Below are 16,064 nucleotides of genomic sequence, written 5' to 3'. Positions count from 1 at the left end.
AGCGACCGCTAAGGATCAATGGGCGAGACGGTGCTTACGGTGCCGGACCGGTGCGCATAGCATCGGTCTCCGCAATGGACACCATGACGCTCTGGCACCTCACCGGCTGGGAGTTCGCCGCCCTCGCCCTCGCGGCCCTGCTCGTCGGCTTCTCCAAGACCGCGGTGAGCGGGGCCAACACCGTCAGCCTGGCGGTCTTCGCGGCGGTCCTGCCCGCCCGCGCCTCCACCGGCGTCCTGCTGCCGATCCTGATCGCCGGCGACATCCTGGCCGTCCTCACCTACCGGCGGCACGCGCACTGGCCGACCCTGTGGCGGCTGTTCCCGGCGGTGGGGGTGGGCGTGGTCGTCGGCACGCTCTTCCTGGTGTGGGCCGACGACACGGTGGTCCGGACGTCGATCGGCGTGATCCTGCTGTTCATGGCCGGGGTGACGGTGTGGCGCCGGCGGCGGGCCGACGACGCGGAGCAGCCGGACCGGATCACCTCGCGCACCGGCCGAGTGAAGGCCCGCTCCTACGGGGTCCTCGGCGGGTTCACCACGATGGTCGCCAACGCGGGCGGCCCGGTGATGTCGATGTACCTGCTCTCCGCGGGCTTCCGCAAACTCGGCTTCCTGGGCACGTCGGCGTTCTTCTTCCTGATCGTCAACGTGTCCAAGCTGCCCTTCAGCGCGGGCCTCGGCCTGATCGACGACCGTTCACTGCTCCTCGACGCGGCACTGGTGGTCTTCGTGGTGCCCGGCGCGTTCCTCGGCAGGTGGGCCGTGAACCGGATCAACCAACGCCTGTTCGAGCGTCTGGTGATCGCGGCGACGATCGTGGGCGGTCTGCAGCTCCTGCTGGCCTGACCCGCTCCGGCAGGCCGTTGCTGAGGTCCTCCACCAGCAGGCGCTTGGCGATGGAGTCGACGGCGGCGCGCAGCTCGGTGTCCGAGGGGCGGCCGACGTCCTGCTCCACCCGGCTCTCCAGCCAGGTCGCCCAGGCCCGACCGATGATCAGGGCCTCGCGGGCGCCCGCCTCGGTGTGGGAGAGCAGGGAGCCGTCGCGGGTCAAAAACCCCTCCTCGACCATGCGGTCGAAGACCGGCAGCAGCACCTCCGGCGGCACCCGGCGGCGGGCGGCGATCAGGCCGAGGCCGGCGTGCCCGACCAGCCGCGTGAACAGCTCGACCTGCATGACGGCCCAGGCACCGGCGACGTCCAGCCGCGTGTCGCTGTCCGCGATGAGCCGGCGCGCTGTGTCCAGCTCCGTGGCGCCGATGATCTTTCCGACGGAGGCCTCCAGCGCCCGCCTGCTGCTGGCGTCGTGCGGCGAGGCGAAGCCCTCGCCCATGTCCGTGGAGCCCGCGCGGGCGCTGTCGCGCAGTTGCACCTGTTTGAGGAACAGGGCGACGAGGAAGCCGACGGCCGCGACCGGCACCGTCCACAGGAACACGGTCTGGATGGTGTCCGCGTACGCGCCCACGATCGGCGCCGACGCGTCGGGCGGCAGTCCGTGCACGCCCTCCGGGCTGGTCGCCGCCCTGCCGATCACCGACGGATCCGCGGTGCCGGTCGCCGCTGCGTCGCCGATGCCGTCCCGCAGGTTGGGGCCGAGGGCGTTGGCGTAGATCGTGCCGAACACGGCGGTGCCGAAGGAACTGCCCAGGGTGCGGAAGAAGGTGACGCCGGAGGTCGCGGTGCCGAGGTCGGCGTAGTCGACCGTGTTCTGCACGGCGATGGTCAGCACCTGCATGGACAGGCCGATGCCCGTGCCCAGCACGAACATGTACAGCGACTCGAGACCCGCGCCCGTGGACGGACCCATCAGCGACATCAGGTACAGGCCGACGCCCATCACCAGGGTGCCCCCGATCGGGAACAGCCGGTACCGTCCCGTCCTGCTGACCACGGTGCCGCTGAACACCGAGGCGATCAGCAGTCCCGCCACCATCGGCAGCGTCCGGACCCCCGAGACGGTGGCCGAGTCGCCGTCGACGTACTGCAGATAGGTCGGCAGATACGTGAGCGCGCCGAGCATCGCGAAGCCGACGATGAAGCTGAGGATCGAGCAGACCGTGAAGACCGGGTTGGAGAACAGCCGCATCGGAAGCATCGGTTCGGCCGCCCGGGTCTCCACCAGGCAGAACAGGGCCAGCGCGATCAGTCCGCCCGCGAACAGGCCGATGATGACACCCGAACCCCAGGCGTACTCGTTGCCGCCCCAGCTCGTCGCCAGGATCAGCGCGCTGGCACCGACCGCGATGAGCGCGATGCCCAGGTAGTCGATGACGGGCCGCACGGCCGACTTCACCACCGGGATGGTGCGGGCGGCGGCGATGACGACGACGATCGCGATGGGCACGTTGACGTAGAACGCCCAGCGCCAGGTCAGGTGGTCGGTGAACAGCCCGCCCAGCAGCGGCCCGATGACCGTCGCGACCCCGAACACGGCGCCGATGGCGCCCTGGTACTTGCCGCGCTCCCGCAGCGGGATGACGTCCGCGATCAGCGCCATCGCCGTCACCATCAGGCCGCCCGCGCCGATGCCCTGCAACGCCCGCCAGGTGATCAGCAGCGGCATGTTCGTGGCCAGCCCGCATAGGAAGGAGCCCGTGATGAACACGACCGCCGAGACCTGGAAGACCACCTTGCGGCCGAACAGGTCGCCGAACTTGCCGACCAGTACCGTCGCCACGGTCTCCGCGAGCAGGTACGAGGTCACCACCCACGACATGTGGGAGGCGCCGCCCAGGTCCGACACGATCGTCGGCAGCGCGGTGCCGACGATCGTCTGGTCCAGGGCGGCCAGCAGCATCCCGAGCATGATCGTGACGAAGACGATGTTGCGGCGTCGTCTGTCCAGCACGGGTGGCTGGGTGGCGGCGGTCCGCGGCGATTCCTCGGCGACTGTCACAGGGTCACGATCACACCGGTGCACTGGCCACGCATGCGGGAACGGTCCGCGCGGGTGTGGCCCGGTCGCCGCCCCCGCGTGCGTATCTAGCTTGCGCCGGGGTTGCGCCGCAGCAGATACGTGTCCATGATCCAGCCCTTGCGCTCCCGCGCCTCGGCGCGCAGCCGCTCGATGCGGGGCGCCGCCTCGGCGATCGGGCCGGAGGCGAGGATCTCGTCCGGCGTGCCTATGTAGGCCCCCCAGTAGATGTCGATGTCCTGGTCCGCGTACCGCCGGAAGGTCTGATGGGCGTCGAGCATCACGACGACGTCGTCCGCGTCCGCGGGGAAGCCCTCGGCGAGCCGCCGCCCGGTGGTGATCTGCACCGGCCGCGCCACCCGGTTCAGCCCGGTCCGGTGCCGGGCGACCAGCGCGGAGACGCTGCTGATGCCGGGCACCACGTCGTACTCGAACGCCACCGCCCCGCGCTCCAGGATCTCCTCCAGAATGCCCAGCGTGCTGTCGTACAGCGCGGGGTCGCCCCACACCAGGAACGCGCCGCTCTCGTCCTCGCCCAACTCGTCGGCGATCAGCCGCTCGTAGATGCCGGCGCGGGCACTGCGCCAGTCCCCGACGGCGGGGGAGTAGGCCGCGCCGCCCGCGCTCCGGTCCCGCTCGGGGTCGCGCGCCTCGACGATCCGGTACGTCCCCTCCGGTATGTGCGTCTCCAGCATGTCCCGGCGCAGCCGCACCAGGTCGGCCTTCGCCTCGCCCTTGTCCAGGACGAAGAAGACGTCCGTGCTCCGCAACGCCCCGACCGCCTGGAGCGTGAGCTGGTCGGGGTCGCCCGCACCGATACCGATCACATGAATTGTCCGCACACCACGAGTCTGCCGTACGCCACTGACAACGCCCCGGCCGGGCCGGACCTCGGCGGCGCCCCGGCCCTCAGCGCCGCAGCCGCGGCGCCCGCGCTCCCGCGTCCACGGACGCGCCGCCCTCCACGTCCCCCGCCAGTTCCCGGGCCCACCCGGCGACCGACCCGAGATCCATCCCGTACGGCCGCTCCTGTCCCGCCTCCGACGCGCCCCACTCCGTCACGGCCCCAGCCCCGCGCCGCAGCAGCCTGGCCCCTCCGGTGACATTGCCGCGCGCCGCGTGCGTGAGCCCGACGGCCAACTGGGCCATGCCCCGCCACAGCTCCCGCTCCTCCTCGGGGCCCGACTTCCAGGCGTCCTCGAAGACCTCGTGCGCGTGAAACGGCTGCCCCGCGTCCAGCAGCCGCTGCGCCTCGGCAACCGTCTCGTCCGGCGCCCGCACGACGCCCTCCGGCTGACGGGCGACGCCGTCCGCGCCGTACGGCAGTGGCCGCCCGAGCCCGTCCCGCGGCCGGGCGTTGCGCGCCCGCCCCTCGTCGTCGCGGTCCCGTGCGTCCACCGACTGGTTCGAGGCTGTGCTGTCCATGGGACCCATTGTCCCTCGCCCGTGCCCGCTTAGGCGTGGCCCGGCGTGTGGGGTAAAGTGCAGTCCGCGTGATCGCGCGGTTCACCGCGCGTGAGCACACCGGGACGTGGCGCAGCTTGGTAGCGCACTTGACTGGGGGTCAAGGGGTCGCAGGTTCAAATCCTGTCGTCCCGACGGTGTGAAGGGCCTTCTCGGACGTGAGTCCGGGAGGGCCCTTTCTCGCGCTTTCGCCTGTTCGCACGAGCCGAGCCCCCATGGGCGCTTGACTTGAAGTGCACTTCAAACTGAAGACTCCCTCCCATGCCCGGACGACCGGGTACGAATGGGGAGGAACGCCATGAAGTACCGCACCATTGGAACCGACCCCGCGCACCGCCGTGAGGTGAGCGTGCTCGCGCTCGGGGCGATGCTGTTCGGGTCGCTGACCGACGAGAAGACCTCCTTCGCCGTCCTCGACCGCTATGTCGAGGCCGGCGGGAACTTCATCGACACCTCCGACAACTACGCGTTCTGGACCGACGGCGGCCAGGGCGGTCAGAGCGAGGAACTCCTCGGCCGCTGGCGGCGCAGCCGCAGGGTCGGGGACGAGATCGTCGTCGCCACCAAGCTCGGCGCCAGGCCGCTGGCCCCCGGCACCGGCTACACCGACAACCCCGAGGGCCTGTCGGCCAAGGTGATCCGCGAGGCCGCCGAGCGCAGCAGGGAACGGCTCGGTCTGGAGAAGCTGGACCTGCTGTACGCGCACATCGACGACCACACCGTGCCGCAGCGCGAGACCGTCGAGGGGTTCGGCGAACTGGTCGCGGAGGGCGCGGTCGGACTGCTCGGCGTCAGCAACCAGGCGGTGTGGCGCGTCGAACGGGCCCGCGCCCTGGCCGCCGCGGCCGGACTGCCCGGCTACGAGGTGCTCCAGTACCAGCACAGCCACCTGCGGCCCCGCTTCGACATACCCGGCGAGTTCTCTCCGGACGGCAGTCTCAGTCACGCCGGCGCCGAACTCCTCGGCTACGTGCGGGCCGAGCCCGCCCTGACCCTGGTCGCCTACACGCCCCTGCTGGCCGGCGCCTACGTTCGCGAGGACAAGCCGCTGCCCCCGGACTACGACCACCCGGGCACCCCGGCGCGGCTCGCCGTGCTGCGGGACGTCGCCGGGGAGACCGGCGCCACGGTCAACCAGGTCGTCCTCGCCTGGCAGATCGGCGGCGCACTGCCGATCGTGCCGCTGACCGGCGTCTCGTCGGTGACCCAGCTCGAGGAGAACCTGGCCGCGGTGGACCTGGAGCTGACGGAGGATCAGCGGGCGCGGCTGGACGCGGCCCACTGACCCTGTCGGTCCCTGTCGGTCCCGTCGGTTCCCCGTCAGCTTCTGACCAGCAGTTGGAAGTCGAACGCGTACCGGGACGCGCGGTAGATGTGCGTCCCGAACTCGACCGGCCGCCCGGTGTCGTCGTACGCCGTGCGCTGCATGGTCAGCAGCGCGGCGCCCTCCTGCTCGTCGAGGCGTTCGGCCTCCTCGCGGGAGGCGATGCGGGCGCCGACGGTCTGGCGGGCGCTGTGCAGGGTGATGCCGGACGCGCGCATCATCCGGTACAGGCCGGTCGACTCCAGCCGGGCGTCGTCCAGGTCCAGCAGCCCCGCGGGGAGGTGGTTGCACAGCAGCGCGACCGGCTGGCCGTGGGTGAGGCGCAGCCGTTCCAGGACGGTGACCTCGCTCCCCTCCGCGACGCCGAGGGCCGCCGCCACCTCGGCGGTGGCCGGGACGCCCTCGTTGCGCACCAGCCGGGTCCCGGGCCCCTGCCCGGCCGCCTCCAGGTCGTCGTAGAGGCTGCTCAGCTCCAGTGGGCGTTTGACCTGGCTGTGCACCACCTGGGTGCCGACCCCGCGCCGCCGCACCAGGAGCCCCTTGTCGACCAGGGACTGGATGGCCTGGCGGACGGTCGGGCGGGACAGGCCGAGGCGGACGGAGAGGTCGACCTCGTTGCCCAGCAGGTTCCCCGGGGCGAGGACACCGTGTTCTATCGCCGCCTCCAACTGCTGGGCCAACTGGTAGTACAGCGGCACCGGACTGCTCCGGTCCAGGGCGAAGTCCAGAGTGCTGAGCGCCGGGGCGGTCACGGCACGTGCGGGGTCGCCGGTCTTCGCCATGGACGTACTCCCTTGCGTAGGTGACTGGCTGGCTGGGTGGGTGTCAGGGGCGGAGACTCACAGGTGGTGGCGGCGGTCGGCGACCGCCCGCTCGTACTGCGCGCGGGCGTCGGTGGCGGCCTTGCGCGCGGACACCTCGGCCACCGGCACGTCCCACCACGCCTCGGCCGGCGGAGCGGCCTGCGCGGGCGCCGTCTCGACGTACACGCACGTCGGGCGGGTCGCCGCGCGGGCGGTCGTCAAAGCCTCGCGCAGCTCCCGCACCGTCTTGGCGCGCAGTACGTCCATGCCGAGGCTGGCCGCGTTGGCGGCGAGGTCGACGGGGAGCGGGGCGCCGGTGAAGGAGCCGTCGGCGACGCGGTGGCGGTAGTCGGTGCCGAAGCGCTCGGCGCCCACCGACTCGGACAGGCCGCCGATGGACGCGTAGCCGTGGTTCTGGACCAGGACCAGCTTCACCGGCAGGTTCTCCTGGACGGCCGTGACGATCTCCGTCGGGTTCATCAGATACGTGCCGTCGCCGACCAGCGCCCACACCGGTGTGCCGGGCGCGGCCTGCTGGACGCCGAGCGCGGCCGGGATCTCGTAACCCATGCAGGAGTAGCCGTACTCCAGGTGGTACTGGCGCGGCGACCGGGCCCGCCACAGCTTGTGCAGGTCGCCCGGGAGCGAGCCGGCCGCGTTGATCACCACGTCCTCGTCGCCGACGACCGCGTCGAGGGCGCCCAGCACCTGCGTCTGGGTCGGCACCGCGCTGTCGTCGTCGGCGCGGAACGCCGCCTGAACCGCCTCGTCCCAGCGGGCCTTCCCGGTGCGGTACTCCGTCTCGTACGCCGCGTCCATCCGATGGCCCGACAGTGCGTCCGTCAGCGCCGTCAGCCCCGCCCGCGCGTCGCACACCAGCGTGCGGGCGGCGAGCTTGTGGGCGTCGAAGGCGGTGATGTTGAGGTTCAGGAAGCGGACGTCCGGGTGCTGGAACAGGGTGCCGGAGGCCGTGGTGAAGTCCGAGTAGCGGGTGCCGACCCCGATCACCAGGTCGGCGGTGCGGGCGAGGTCGTCGCTGACGGTGGTGCCGGTGTGGCCGATGCCGCCGAGGTCGGCCGGGTGGTCGTGGCGCAGGGAGCCCTTGCCTGCCTGGGTGGAGGCGACGGGGATGCCGGTGGCGTCCACGAGTGACTTCAGCGCCTGCTCGGCCTCGCTGTGGTGGACGCCGCCGCCCACGACGATCAGCGGGCGCCCGGCGGCGCGGACCGCGCGCACGGCCTCGGCCAGCTCCACCGGGTCGGGCGCCGGGCGCCGCACCCGCCAGACGCGGTCGGCGAAGAACTCCTCGGGCCAGTCGTACGCCTCAGCCTGCACGTCCTGGGGGAGTGCCAGGGTGACCGCGCCCGTCTCGGCCGGGTCGGTGAGCACGCGCATCGCCCGGAGCGCGGAGGCGATCAGGGCCTCGGGGCGGGTGACGCGGTCGAAGTACCGGGAGACCGGCCGCAGGGTGTCGTTGACCGACACGTCGGCCTCGACCGGGTGCTCCAACTGCTGGAGCAGCGGATCGGTGGCGTGCGAGGCGAAGTAGTCGCCGGGCAGGAGCAGGACCGGCAGACGGTTGACGGTGGCGAGGGCGGCGCCGGTGACCAGGTTGGTGGCGCCGGGGCCGATGGACGTCGTCACCGCCTGCGCGGACAGGCGGTTGAGCTGCCGGGCGTGGCCGACGGCCGCGTGCACCATGGCCTGTTCGCTGCGGCCCTGGTGGTAGGGCATCACGTCCGCGTACTCGACGAGGGCCTGGCCGACACCTGCCACGTTGCCGTGGCCGAAGATGCCCCAGGTGCCGGCGATCAGCCGGTGCCGTACCCCGTCTCGTTCGGTGTGCTGCGCGGCCAGGAAGCGCACCAGGGCCTGGGCGGTGGTCAGTCGGCGGGTGGCGGCGGGGCTCATGCGGACCTCTCCGGTGCGGTGTAGAGGGGGAGCCGGGGATCGACCGGCTGGTCCGGCCAGGTGTCCCGGATCCAGGCGTGGTCGGGGTGGTCGCAGATCAGCCAGGCGCGCTCGGCCTCGGGACCGGCCATGACGTTGAGGTAGTACATGTCGTGGCCCGGGACGGCCATGGACGGCCCGTGCCAGCCGTCGGGGATCAGCACGACGTCCCCGTCGCGCACCTCGGCGAGCACGTCCGTGCCCTTGCCCTGCCCGGACGGCGAGACCCGCTGGTAGCCGAGGCCGGGGGTGCCGTCGTGGCCCGCGAACTCGAAGTAGTAGATCTCCTCCAGCACCGACTCCTCGCCGGGGCGGTGTTCGTCGTGCTTGTGCGGCGGGAAGGAGGACCAGTTGCCGCCGGGGGTGATCACCTCGACCGCGATGAGCTTGTCGCACTCGAAACCCTGTTCATCAGCGCCTCCGGCGCGGGCGGCGGCACCGAAGTTGTTGACCTGCCGCGAGCAGTTCCCGGTGCCGCGCAGCTCCACCGGCACCGACGACGCCGGCACGTAACGGCTGGGCAGACGGCGGGTGCAGCGGGCGCCGGTGAGCGCGAACCGGCCGCCGCCGGTGGACGTGACCGTCGTACGGGCGTCGCGCGGGACGTAGGCGAAGTCGCTGACGCCGCTGAAGACGCTGTCGCGGCCGGTGAGTTCGAAGGTGTCCTGGCCGAAGTCGTCGGCCGTCGCGACCGTGCAGCCGCCGCTGAGCGGCAGGACGATCCACTCGCTGTCGCCGCTGTCGAAGGTGTCGCTGCCGCCGGGTGGCAGCGACACCACACGGAGGCCGGAGTAGCCCCAGCCGGCGCTCTCGGGTGTCACGTCCACGTCGTAGGGGCCGTCCGCGGCCCTGCCCGCGGGAAGGTGGTACGTCATTTCCTGGTCCTCCGCCTGTCCTCGGTCACAGCAGTCCGACGGCCGTGTCCACCGCCTGTTCCACGCTGCCCTCGGCCGGGTAGAGCAGCGAGCGGCCGACGACCATGCCCTGCACGGTGGGCAGCCGCAGTGCCTTGCGCCAGCGTTCGTAGGCCGCGGTCTGGTCCGCGGGGGAGCCGCCTATGTCGCCGCCGAGCAGGACCGCGGGCAGCGTGGAGGTCTCCAGGACCTCGGCCATGTCGTCCGGGTCGTGGGTGACGGGCAGTTTCAGCCAGGTGTAGGCGGAGGTGCCCCCGAGGCCCGAGGCGATGGCGATGGAGCGGGTGACGGCCTCGGCCGACAGGTCGTTGCGGAGCCGGCCCTCGACCCGTCGGGAGATGAACGGCTCGACGAACAAAGGCAGTCGGCGCTCGGCCATGGCGTCGACCGCGCGGGCGCTCGCCTCCAGGGTGGTCAGCGAGCCGGGGTCGTCGTAGTCGATGCGCACCAGCAGTTTGCCCGCGTCGAAGCGCAGGCGGGCGATGTCCTCGGCGCGGTGGCCGGTGAAACGGTCGTCCATCTCGAAGGCGGCGCCCGCGAGGCCGCCGCGGTTCATCGACCCCATGACGACCCTGTTCTCCAGCACCCCGAGCAGCAGCAGGTCCTCCAGCACGTCGGCGGTGGCGAGCACTCCGTCGACGCCGGTCCTGGACAGCGCGGTGCACAGACGTTCCAGCAGGTCGGCCCGGTTGGCCATGGCGAGCCGGCGGTCGCCGACGCCGAGCGCGCCGCGCGCCGGATGGTCGGCGGCCACGATCATCAGCCGGCCGGAGTCGCCGATCAGCGGGCGGCGTACCCGGCGGGCGGCGGCCTCCGCGACGGCCTCCGGGTGCCGGGCTCTGACCGCGGTGAGGTCCGGGATGCTGGAGATGCTGAGGGACAAGGGGTTGCTCCGTTCAGGGAGTGGCTCGCGCGAGGAGGTCGTCGACCTCAGCCTCGGTGGGCATCGCGGAGGAACAGGCGAGACGGGAGGCGACGAGGGCGCCGGCCGCGTTGGCGTACCGCATGATCCGCTCCAGCTCCCAGCCGGAGAGCAGACCGTGGCACAGGGAGCCGCCGAACGCGTCGCCCGCGCCGAGGCCGTTGACCACCTCGACCGGGACGGGCGGCACTTCGGCGCGGCGGCCGTCGCGGTGGACGGCGAGGACGCCCTTCGGACCCTGCTTGACGACGGCCAGTTCCACTCCGGCGGCCAGCAGTGCCTCGGCGCAGGCGCGGGGCTCGCGTACGCCCGTGGCGATCTCGCACTCGTCCAGATTGCCGACCGCGACGGTCGCGTGCCGCAGCGCCTCCGCGTAGTACGGGCGGGCCTGGTCCGGGTCGGCCCAGAACATGGGGCGCCAGTCCAGGTCGAAGACCGTGGTGCCGGCCTTCGCGCGGTGGGCGAGGGCGGCCAGGGTCGCCGTACGGCTCGGTTCCTCACTGAGTCCGGTGCCGGTCATCCAGAAGATACCGGCCGCCCGGATCGCGTCGAGGTCCAGCTCTTCCGGATGGATCTCCAGGTCGGGCGCCTTGGGCCGGCGGTAGAAGTACAGCGGGAAGTCGTCCGGCGGGAAGATCTCGCAGAACGTGACCGGAGTCGGGTGGGCGGCGACCGGCGTGACCCAGCGGTCGTCGACGCCGAACTCCTTGAGCGCCCGGTGCAGATAGCCGCCGAAGGGGTCGTCGCCCGTGCGGGTGATGACGGCCGCGGCGCGGCCGAGCCGGGCGGCGGCGACCGCCACGTTGGAGGCCGAACCGCCGAGAAACTTGCCGAAGGTCTCAACCTCCGCCAGGGGTACGCCCGTCTGCAAGGGATAGAGATCGACCCCGATGCGACCCATCGTGATCAGATCGAAATGCTGGACTGACTCGGCCATGTGCGACGCTCCTCGGGCTGGGCGGGGGGCCTGCCGCCTCCCAGGTGTATGACTCCGAGGCGACCGTGTCAATACTTTGTACTTACATTCGGACCTGCGAGTGAAATGATGTCTTGACAAAGTATTGACAGCGGGCGCCTCAAGGACTTGTATCCGGTCCCAGCGCAACAGTCGTTCTTCTCTGGTCTGGCACACGGCTTCCCCGTCGCACAGTTCGCACAGTTCGCACAGTGAGGTGCAGGAAAGATGGACCGCTCTTCGCACGCCCGCTCCCGCAGATTCGCCCCCGCGGTGGCTCTCGCCGCCGCCGCGGCCCTGACCCTCGCCGGCTGCTCGAGCAGCTCGGGCGGGAAGGAGGCCGACGACGAGGGCGATTCGGGCGCCTCGGCGGGCAAGGCGAACACCCCCCGCATGACCGTCGCCCTGGTCACCCACCAGGCACCCGGCGACACCTTCTGGGACATCGTCCGCAAGGGCGCGGAGGCCGCCGCCGCCAAGGACAACATCAAGCTCGTCTACTCCGCCGACCCGAACGCGGGCAACCAGGCCAACCTGGTGCAGAACGCCATCGACCAGAAGGTCGACGGCATCGCCGTCACCCTCGCCAAGCCGGACGCCCTCAGGAGCGTCCTCGGCAAGGCCGAGAAGGCCGGCATACCCGTGGTCGGGCTCAACTCCGGCCTCGCGGACTGGAAGAAGCTCGGCCTGCTGGAGTTCTTCGGCCAGGACGAGAGTGTGGCGGGTGAGGCGCTCGGCAAGCGGCTCAACGAGGACGGGGCCAAGAAGGCCGTCTGTGTGATCCACGAGCAGGGCAACGTCGGCCTGACCCAGCGTTGCGAGGGCGTGAAGAAGACCTTCGAGGGCTCGATCGAGAACCTCTACGTCAACGGCACCGACATGCCCTCGGTGAAGTCGACCATCACCGCCAAGCTCAAGCAGGACGAGGACATCGACCACCTCGTCACCCTCGGCGCCCCGTTCGCCATGACCGCCGTGAAGGCGGTGGACGAGGGCGGCAGCAAGGCCAAGATCGCCACCTTCGACCTCAACAAGGAACTCACCGGCGCCATCGAGAAGGGCGACATCGAGTTCGCCGTCGACCAGCAGCCCTACCTCCAGGGCTACCTCGCGGTCGACGGCCTGTGGCTCTACGAGAACAACGGCAACTACAGCGGCGGCGGTGAGCAGCCGGTGCTGACCGGTCCGGCCTTCGTCGACAAGTCCAATGTGAAGGCCGTCGCCGAGTTCGCCTCGAAGGGCACCCGGTGATGAGCATGGCCCAACAGGCTGAGCCGGCGGTGACCACACCGCCGGCCCCCGGCCCGGGGAAGGCCGACGGGCGGACCCGCGAGCGCCCGCTGGCGCTGCGGCTGCTCGCCCGGCCCGAGGTCGGGGTCTTCCTCGGTGCCGTCGCCGTGTTCGTCTTCTTCCTGATCGCCGCCCCCTCGCTCCGCGACGGCGGCTCCATGGCGACGGTGCTGTACCAGTCGTCCACCATCGGCATCATGGCGCTGCCCGTCGCCCTGCTGATGATCGGCGGCGAGTTCGACCTGTCGGCCGGTGTCGCCGTGGTCACCTCGGCGCTCACCGCCGCCATGATCAGCTACCAACTGACCATGAACGTCTGGATGGGCGTGATCGTCGCCCTCGTGGTCTCGCTCGCCGTCGGCGCCTTCAACGGCTGGGTGCTGGTGAAGACCGGACTGCCGAGCTTCCTGGTCACGCTGGCCACCTTCCTGATCCTCCAGGGCGTCAACCTCGCCGTCACCAAGCTCGTCACCGGCAACGTCGCCACCGACGACATCAGCGACATGGACGGCTTCGACCAGGCCAAGTCCCTGTTCGCCTCGTCCTTCGACGTCGGCGGCGTCCAGGTGAAGATCACGGTGGTGTGGTGGCTGGTCTTCGCCGCCCTGGCCACCTGGGTGCTGCTGCGCACCAAGTACGGCAACTGGATCTTCGCCGTCGGCGGCAGCAAGGAGTCCGCCCGCGCGGTCGGCGTGCCCGTCACCTTCACCAAGATCACGCTGTTCATGCTGGTCGGCTTCGGCGCCTGGTTCGTCGGCATGCACCAGTTGTTCTCCTTCAACACCGTGCAGTCCGGTGAAGGAGTCGGCCAGGAGCTGATCTACATCGCCGCGGCCGTCATCGGCGGCTGCCTGCTCACCGGCGGCTACGGCTCCGCCATCGGCCCGGTCTTCGGCGCCTTCATGTTCGGCATGGTGAACCAGGGCATCGTCTTCGCCGGCTGGAACCCCGACTGGTTCAAGGCCTTCCTCGGCGTGATGCTCCTCGGCGCCGTCCTCATCAACCTGTACGTCCGCCGCGCCGCGACCCGGAGGTGATCGGAAATGACCAGCAAGACCCCCGCAACTCCCGGAGCCCCCGGCACCCACGGCGCCGTCCTCGCCGACTCCGAACCCGAACCCGCACCCGAATCCGTGCCCGAGCAGGACCGGCCGATCGTCGAACTGCGCGGCGCCGGCAAGGCCTACGGCAACATCCGCGCCCTGCACGGCGTCGACCTCACCGTCCACCCCGGCCGGGTGACCTGCGTGCTCGGCGACAACGGCGCCGGCAAGTCCACCCTCATCAAGATCATCTCCGGGCTGCACCAGCACACCGAGGGCGAGTTCCTCGTCGACGGCGACACCGTGCGCTTCACCACCCCGCGCGACGCCCTCGCCCGCGGCATCGCCACGGTCTACCAGGACCTCGCCACCATCCCGCTGATGCCGGTGTGGCGGAACTTCTTCCTCGGCTCCGAGATGACCAAGGGCCCCTGGCCCGTACGCCGCCTCGACATCGCCCGCATGAAGCGGACCGCCGACGAGGAACTGCGCAACATGGGCATCGTCCTGGACGACCTGGAACAGCCCATCGGCACCCTCTCCGGCGGCCAGCGCCAGTCCGTCGCCATCGCCCGCGCCGTCTACTTCGGCGCCCGCGTCCTCATCCTCGACGAGCCCACCGCCGCCCTCGGCGTCAAGCAGTCCGGGGTGGTCCTCAAGTACATCGCCGCCGCCCGCGAACGCGGACTCGGCGTCGTCTTCATCACCCACAACCCCCACCACGCCTACATGGTCGGCGACCACTTCAGCGTGCTGCGCCTGGGCACCCTCGAACTCAGCGCCGCCCGCGCCGACATCACCCTCGAGGCACTCACCAACCACATGGCCGGGGGCGCCGAACTCGCCGCCCTCAAGCACGAACTGGCGCAGGTCGGCGGGGTCGACGTGGACGCGCTCCCCGACGATGCGGCGAAGGCCCCCGTGCCCGACACTGCTGAGAAGACCAGCGTTACTGACAAGGCCGACAGCGCCACATCCGGCACCGCCGAAGGGAAGGCCTGAAGATGCCCTCTGCCCTCGACCGCATCCGCGTCGGCTCGGCCCCCGACTCCTGGGGCGTGTGGTTCCCCGACGACCCCCAGCAGGTGCCGTGGGAACGGTTCCTGGACGAGGTCACCGAGGCCGGCTACGACTGGATCGAGCTGGGCCCCTACGGCTACCTCCCCACCGACCCGGCCCGGCTCACCGACGAGGTGACCCGGCGCGGCCTCAAGGTCTCCGCGGGCACCATCTTCTGCGGGCTGCACCGCGGCCCCTCCGAGTGGGACGCCACCTGGGAACAGGTCAGCCGCGTCGCCGCCCTGACGCAGGCCATGGACGCGAAGCACCTCGTCGTCATCCCGTCCTTCTGGCGCGACGACAAGACCGCCGAGATCCTGGAACCGCCGGAGCTGACCGGCGAGCAGTGGACGCACCTCACCAAGGGCATGGAACGCCTCGGCCACGAGGTGCGGGAGACGTACGGCCTGGACATCGTCGTCCACCCGCACGCCGACACCCACATCGACACCGAGGAGCACGTCGAGCGCTTCCTCGACGCCACCGACTCCGACCTCGTCAGCCTCTGCCTGGACACCGGCCACTACGCCTACTGCGGCGGCGACAGCGTCAAGCTCGTCGAGACCTACGGCGAGCGCGTCGGCTACCTCCACCTCAAGCAGGTCGACCCGGAGATCCTCGCCGAGGTGCGGGCGAGCGGGGTGCCGTTCGGTCCCGCCGTGCAGCGCGGTGTGATGTGCGAACCGCCGGCCGGCGTGCCGGATCTCGGCCCGGTGCTCACGGCGGCCCAGAAACTGGACGTGGACCTGTTCGCCATCGTCGAGCAGGACATGTACCCCTGCGAGCCGGACAGGCCGCTGCCCATCGCGGTGCGCACCCGCCAGTTCCTGCGGTCCTGCGGCGCCTGAGACCGACGCGCGCCGGCGGGGGAACGTCCCGCCGGTGCGCCGCCCGGCGGGCCGTTGTCAGTGGTGCGCGCTAGCCTGCGCAGCACTGACACACTGACACTTCGTCCCGCTCCGGGAGGCAGTCATGACCTCGCGTCTCAACCCCTACCTCAGCTTCGACGGCGACGCCCGACAGGCGATGGAGTTCTACGAGCAGGTGTTCGGCGGCACGCTGGCGCTGAACACCTTCGGCGCGGCCGGCATGCCGGACAGCGCGTACACCGACAAGATCATGCACGGCATGCTGGAGACCCCGAGCGGCTTCACCCTGATGGGCGCCGACACCCCGCCCGGGATGGAGTACACCCCGGGGAACACCTTCTCGGTGAGCCTCAGCGGCGACGACGACGCCGAGCTGCGCGGCTACTGGGAGAAGCTGTCCGCCGGCGGCTCCGTCGCCGTGCCGCTGGAGAAGCAGATGTGGGGCGACGTCTTCGGCATGTGCACGGACCGGTTCGGCGTCCCCTGGATGGTGAACATCAGCGAGCCGGCGAGCTGACCGCACGGCCCGCCGGCTCCGCCGCTCCGCTCAGCCGCCCC

Annotated in this window: 15 protein-coding genes and 1 tRNA gene; 8 read left to right on the top strand and 8 right to left on the bottom strand. The window is 71.2% G+C overall.

The features are described 5' to 3' along the window. The first annotated feature begins 74 nt into the window (after positions 1 to 74). Complete coding sequence (locus tag KUM40_RS18775; protein ID WP_217167139.1) at positions 75 to 848, top strand: sulfite exporter TauE/SafE family protein; 774 nt, start codon at positions 75 to 77, stop codon at positions 846 to 848. Here the strand turns inward: KUM40_RS18775 and KUM40_RS18770 are convergent. The 3 genes from KUM40_RS18770 to KUM40_RS18760 all read right to left on the bottom strand — a co-directional run bounded on the left by KUM40_RS18770 (position 775) and on the right by KUM40_RS18760 (position 4,347). After that, positions 775 to 2,895, bottom strand: a complete 2,121-nt coding sequence (locus KUM40_RS18770; RefSeq protein WP_217167138.1) for an MDR family MFS transporter — start codon at positions 2,893 to 2,895, stop codon at positions 775 to 777. The two genes, KUM40_RS18775 and KUM40_RS18770, sit on opposite strands and share 74 nt — an antisense overlap. 86 nt (positions 2,896 to 2,981) lie before the next feature. After that, entirely contained in the window at positions 2,982 to 3,755 is a 774-nt protein-coding gene (gene cobF, locus KUM40_RS18765; protein WP_217167137.1) for a precorrin-6A synthase (deacetylating), read from the bottom strand. A gap of 67 nt (positions 3,756 to 3,822) precedes the next feature. Next, positions 3,823 to 4,347: a DUF309 domain-containing protein gene (locus tag KUM40_RS18760; protein ID WP_374227393.1), complete on the bottom strand. Its 525-nt coding sequence runs from the start codon at positions 4,345 to 4,347 to the stop codon at positions 3,823 to 3,825. A gap of 91 nt (positions 4,348 to 4,438) precedes the next feature. Between KUM40_RS18760 and KUM40_RS18755 the strand changes: the two genes are divergently transcribed. Both KUM40_RS18755 and KUM40_RS18750 read left to right on the top strand, forming a co-directional pair. Then, positions 4,439 to 4,512 (top strand) — tRNA-Pro (locus KUM40_RS18755). Positions 4,513 to 4,675: 163 nt separating this feature from the next. Next, a complete protein-coding gene (locus tag KUM40_RS18750; RefSeq protein ID WP_217167135.1) occupies positions 4,676 to 5,662 on the top strand; it encodes an aldo/keto reductase in 987 nt (328 codons plus the stop codon). A 35-nt stretch (positions 5,663 to 5,697) separates the two neighbouring features. Here the strand turns inward: KUM40_RS18750 and KUM40_RS18745 are convergent, their stop codons facing one another. From KUM40_RS18745 to iolC, 5 genes are read right to left on the bottom strand one after another with little or no spacing between them, the layout of a single operon-like run. Continuing rightward, positions 5,698 to 6,483 carry a GntR family transcriptional regulator gene (locus KUM40_RS18745; protein ID WP_217167134.1) on the bottom strand — a complete coding sequence of 262 codons (786 nt, stop codon included), beginning with the start codon at positions 6,481 to 6,483 and terminating at the stop codon, positions 5,698 to 5,700. A gap of 57 nt (positions 6,484 to 6,540) precedes the next feature. Further along, on the bottom strand, positions 6,541 to 8,415 hold the full coding sequence (gene iolD, locus KUM40_RS18740) for a 3D-(3,5/4)-trihydroxycyclohexane-1,2-dione acylhydrolase (decyclizing) (protein WP_217167133.1): 1,875 nt from the start codon (positions 8,413 to 8,415) through the stop codon (positions 6,541 to 6,543). Continuing rightward, entirely contained in the window at positions 8,412 to 9,329 is a 918-nt protein-coding gene (iolB, locus tag KUM40_RS18735; RefSeq protein ID WP_217167132.1) for a 5-deoxy-glucuronate isomerase, read from the bottom strand. Before iolB ends, iolD begins: the two co-directional genes overlap by 4 nt. Before the next feature lie 25 nt (positions 9,330 to 9,354). Beyond that, positions 9,355 to 10,251, bottom strand: a complete 897-nt coding sequence (locus KUM40_RS18730) for a deoxyribose-phosphate aldolase (protein ID WP_217167131.1) — start codon at positions 10,249 to 10,251, stop codon at positions 9,355 to 9,357. Between the two features lie 13 nt (positions 10,252 to 10,264). Next, complete coding sequence (gene iolC / locus KUM40_RS18725) at positions 10,265 to 11,227, bottom strand: 5-dehydro-2-deoxygluconokinase (protein ID WP_217167130.1); 963 nt, start codon at positions 11,225 to 11,227, stop codon at positions 10,265 to 10,267. Positions 11,228 to 11,473: 246 nt separating this feature from the next. Between iolC and KUM40_RS18720 the strand changes: the two genes are divergently transcribed. From KUM40_RS18720 to KUM40_RS18700, 5 genes are all read left to right on the top strand, one after another. Beyond that, complete coding sequence (locus tag KUM40_RS18720; RefSeq protein ID WP_217167129.1) at positions 11,474 to 12,496, top strand: sugar ABC transporter substrate-binding protein; 1,023 nt, start codon at positions 11,474 to 11,476, stop codon at positions 12,494 to 12,496. Continuing rightward, positions 12,496 to 13,572 (top strand): ABC transporter permease, encoded by a 1,077-nt coding sequence (locus tag KUM40_RS18715; protein WP_217167128.1) that lies wholly within the window; start codon positions 12,496 to 12,498, stop codon positions 13,570 to 13,572. Before KUM40_RS18720 ends, KUM40_RS18715 begins: the two co-directional genes overlap by 1 nt. A 6-nt stretch (positions 13,573 to 13,578) precedes the next feature. Continuing rightward, entirely contained in the window at positions 13,579 to 14,580 is a 1,002-nt protein-coding gene (locus tag KUM40_RS18710; RefSeq protein WP_217167127.1) for an ATP-binding cassette domain-containing protein, read from the top strand. 2 nt (positions 14,581 to 14,582) lie between these two features. Beyond that, on the top strand, positions 14,583 to 15,485 hold the full coding sequence (locus KUM40_RS18705; RefSeq protein WP_217167126.1) for a sugar phosphate isomerase/epimerase: 903 nt from the start codon (positions 14,583 to 14,585) through the stop codon (positions 15,483 to 15,485). A 124-nt stretch (positions 15,486 to 15,609) separates the two neighbouring features. Next, on the top strand, positions 15,610 to 16,023 hold the full coding sequence (locus KUM40_RS18700) for a VOC family protein (protein WP_217167125.1): 414 nt from the start codon (positions 15,610 to 15,612) through the stop codon (positions 16,021 to 16,023). Positions 16,024 to 16,064: the final 41 nt, after the last annotated feature.

Origin of the sequence: Streptomyces sp. AC512_CC834, assembly GCF_019049325.1 — a bacterium.
In the GTDB taxonomy this organism is placed as follows: Bacteria; Actinomycetota; Actinomycetes; order Streptomycetales; family Streptomycetaceae; genus Streptomyces.
This window is presented reverse-complemented; position numbering and strand designations above follow the sequence as displayed.

What these genes read in the sequence shown, in the direction of transcription:
- KUM40_RS18775 (WP_217167139.1), top strand. Translation starts at nt 75, where the DNA reads ATGGACACCATGACGCTCTGGCACCTCACCGGCTGGGAGTTCGCCGCC.
- KUM40_RS18700 (WP_217167125.1), top strand. Translation starts at nt 15,610, where the DNA reads ATGACCTCGCGTCTCAACCCCTACCTCAGCTTCGACGGCGACGCCCGA.
- KUM40_RS18705 (WP_217167126.1), top strand. Translation starts at nt 14,583, where the DNA reads ATGCCCTCTGCCCTCGACCGCATCCGCGTCGGCTCGGCCCCCGACTCC.
- iolD (WP_217167133.1), bottom strand. Translation starts at nt 8,415, where the DNA reads ATGAGCCCCGCCGCCACCCGCCGACTGACCACCGCCCAGGCCCTGGTG.
- KUM40_RS18715 (WP_217167128.1), top strand. Translation starts at nt 12,496, where the DNA reads ATGAGCATGGCCCAACAGGCTGAGCCGGCGGTGACCACACCGCCGGCC.
- KUM40_RS18750 (WP_217167135.1), top strand. Translation starts at nt 4,676, where the DNA reads ATGAAGTACCGCACCATTGGAACCGACCCCGCGCACCGCCGTGAGGTG.
- iolC (WP_217167130.1), bottom strand. Translation starts at nt 11,227, where the DNA reads ATGGCCGAGTCAGTCCAGCATTTCGATCTGATCACGATGGGTCGCATC.
- KUM40_RS18710 (WP_217167127.1), top strand. Translation starts at nt 13,579, where the DNA reads ATGACCAGCAAGACCCCCGCAACTCCCGGAGCCCCCGGCACCCACGGC.
- KUM40_RS18745 (WP_217167134.1), bottom strand. Translation starts at nt 6,483, where the DNA reads ATGGCGAAGACCGGCGACCCCGCACGTGCCGTGACCGCCCCGGCGCTC.
- KUM40_RS18760 (WP_374227393.1), bottom strand. Translation starts at nt 4,347, where the DNA reads ATGGGTCCCATGGACAGCACAGCCTCGAACCAGTCGGTGGACGCACGG.
- KUM40_RS18720 (WP_217167129.1), top strand. Translation starts at nt 11,474, where the DNA reads ATGGACCGCTCTTCGCACGCCCGCTCCCGCAGATTCGCCCCCGCGGTG.
- iolB (WP_217167132.1), bottom strand. Translation starts at nt 9,329, where the DNA reads ATGACGTACCACCTTCCCGCGGGCAGGGCCGCGGACGGCCCCTACGAC.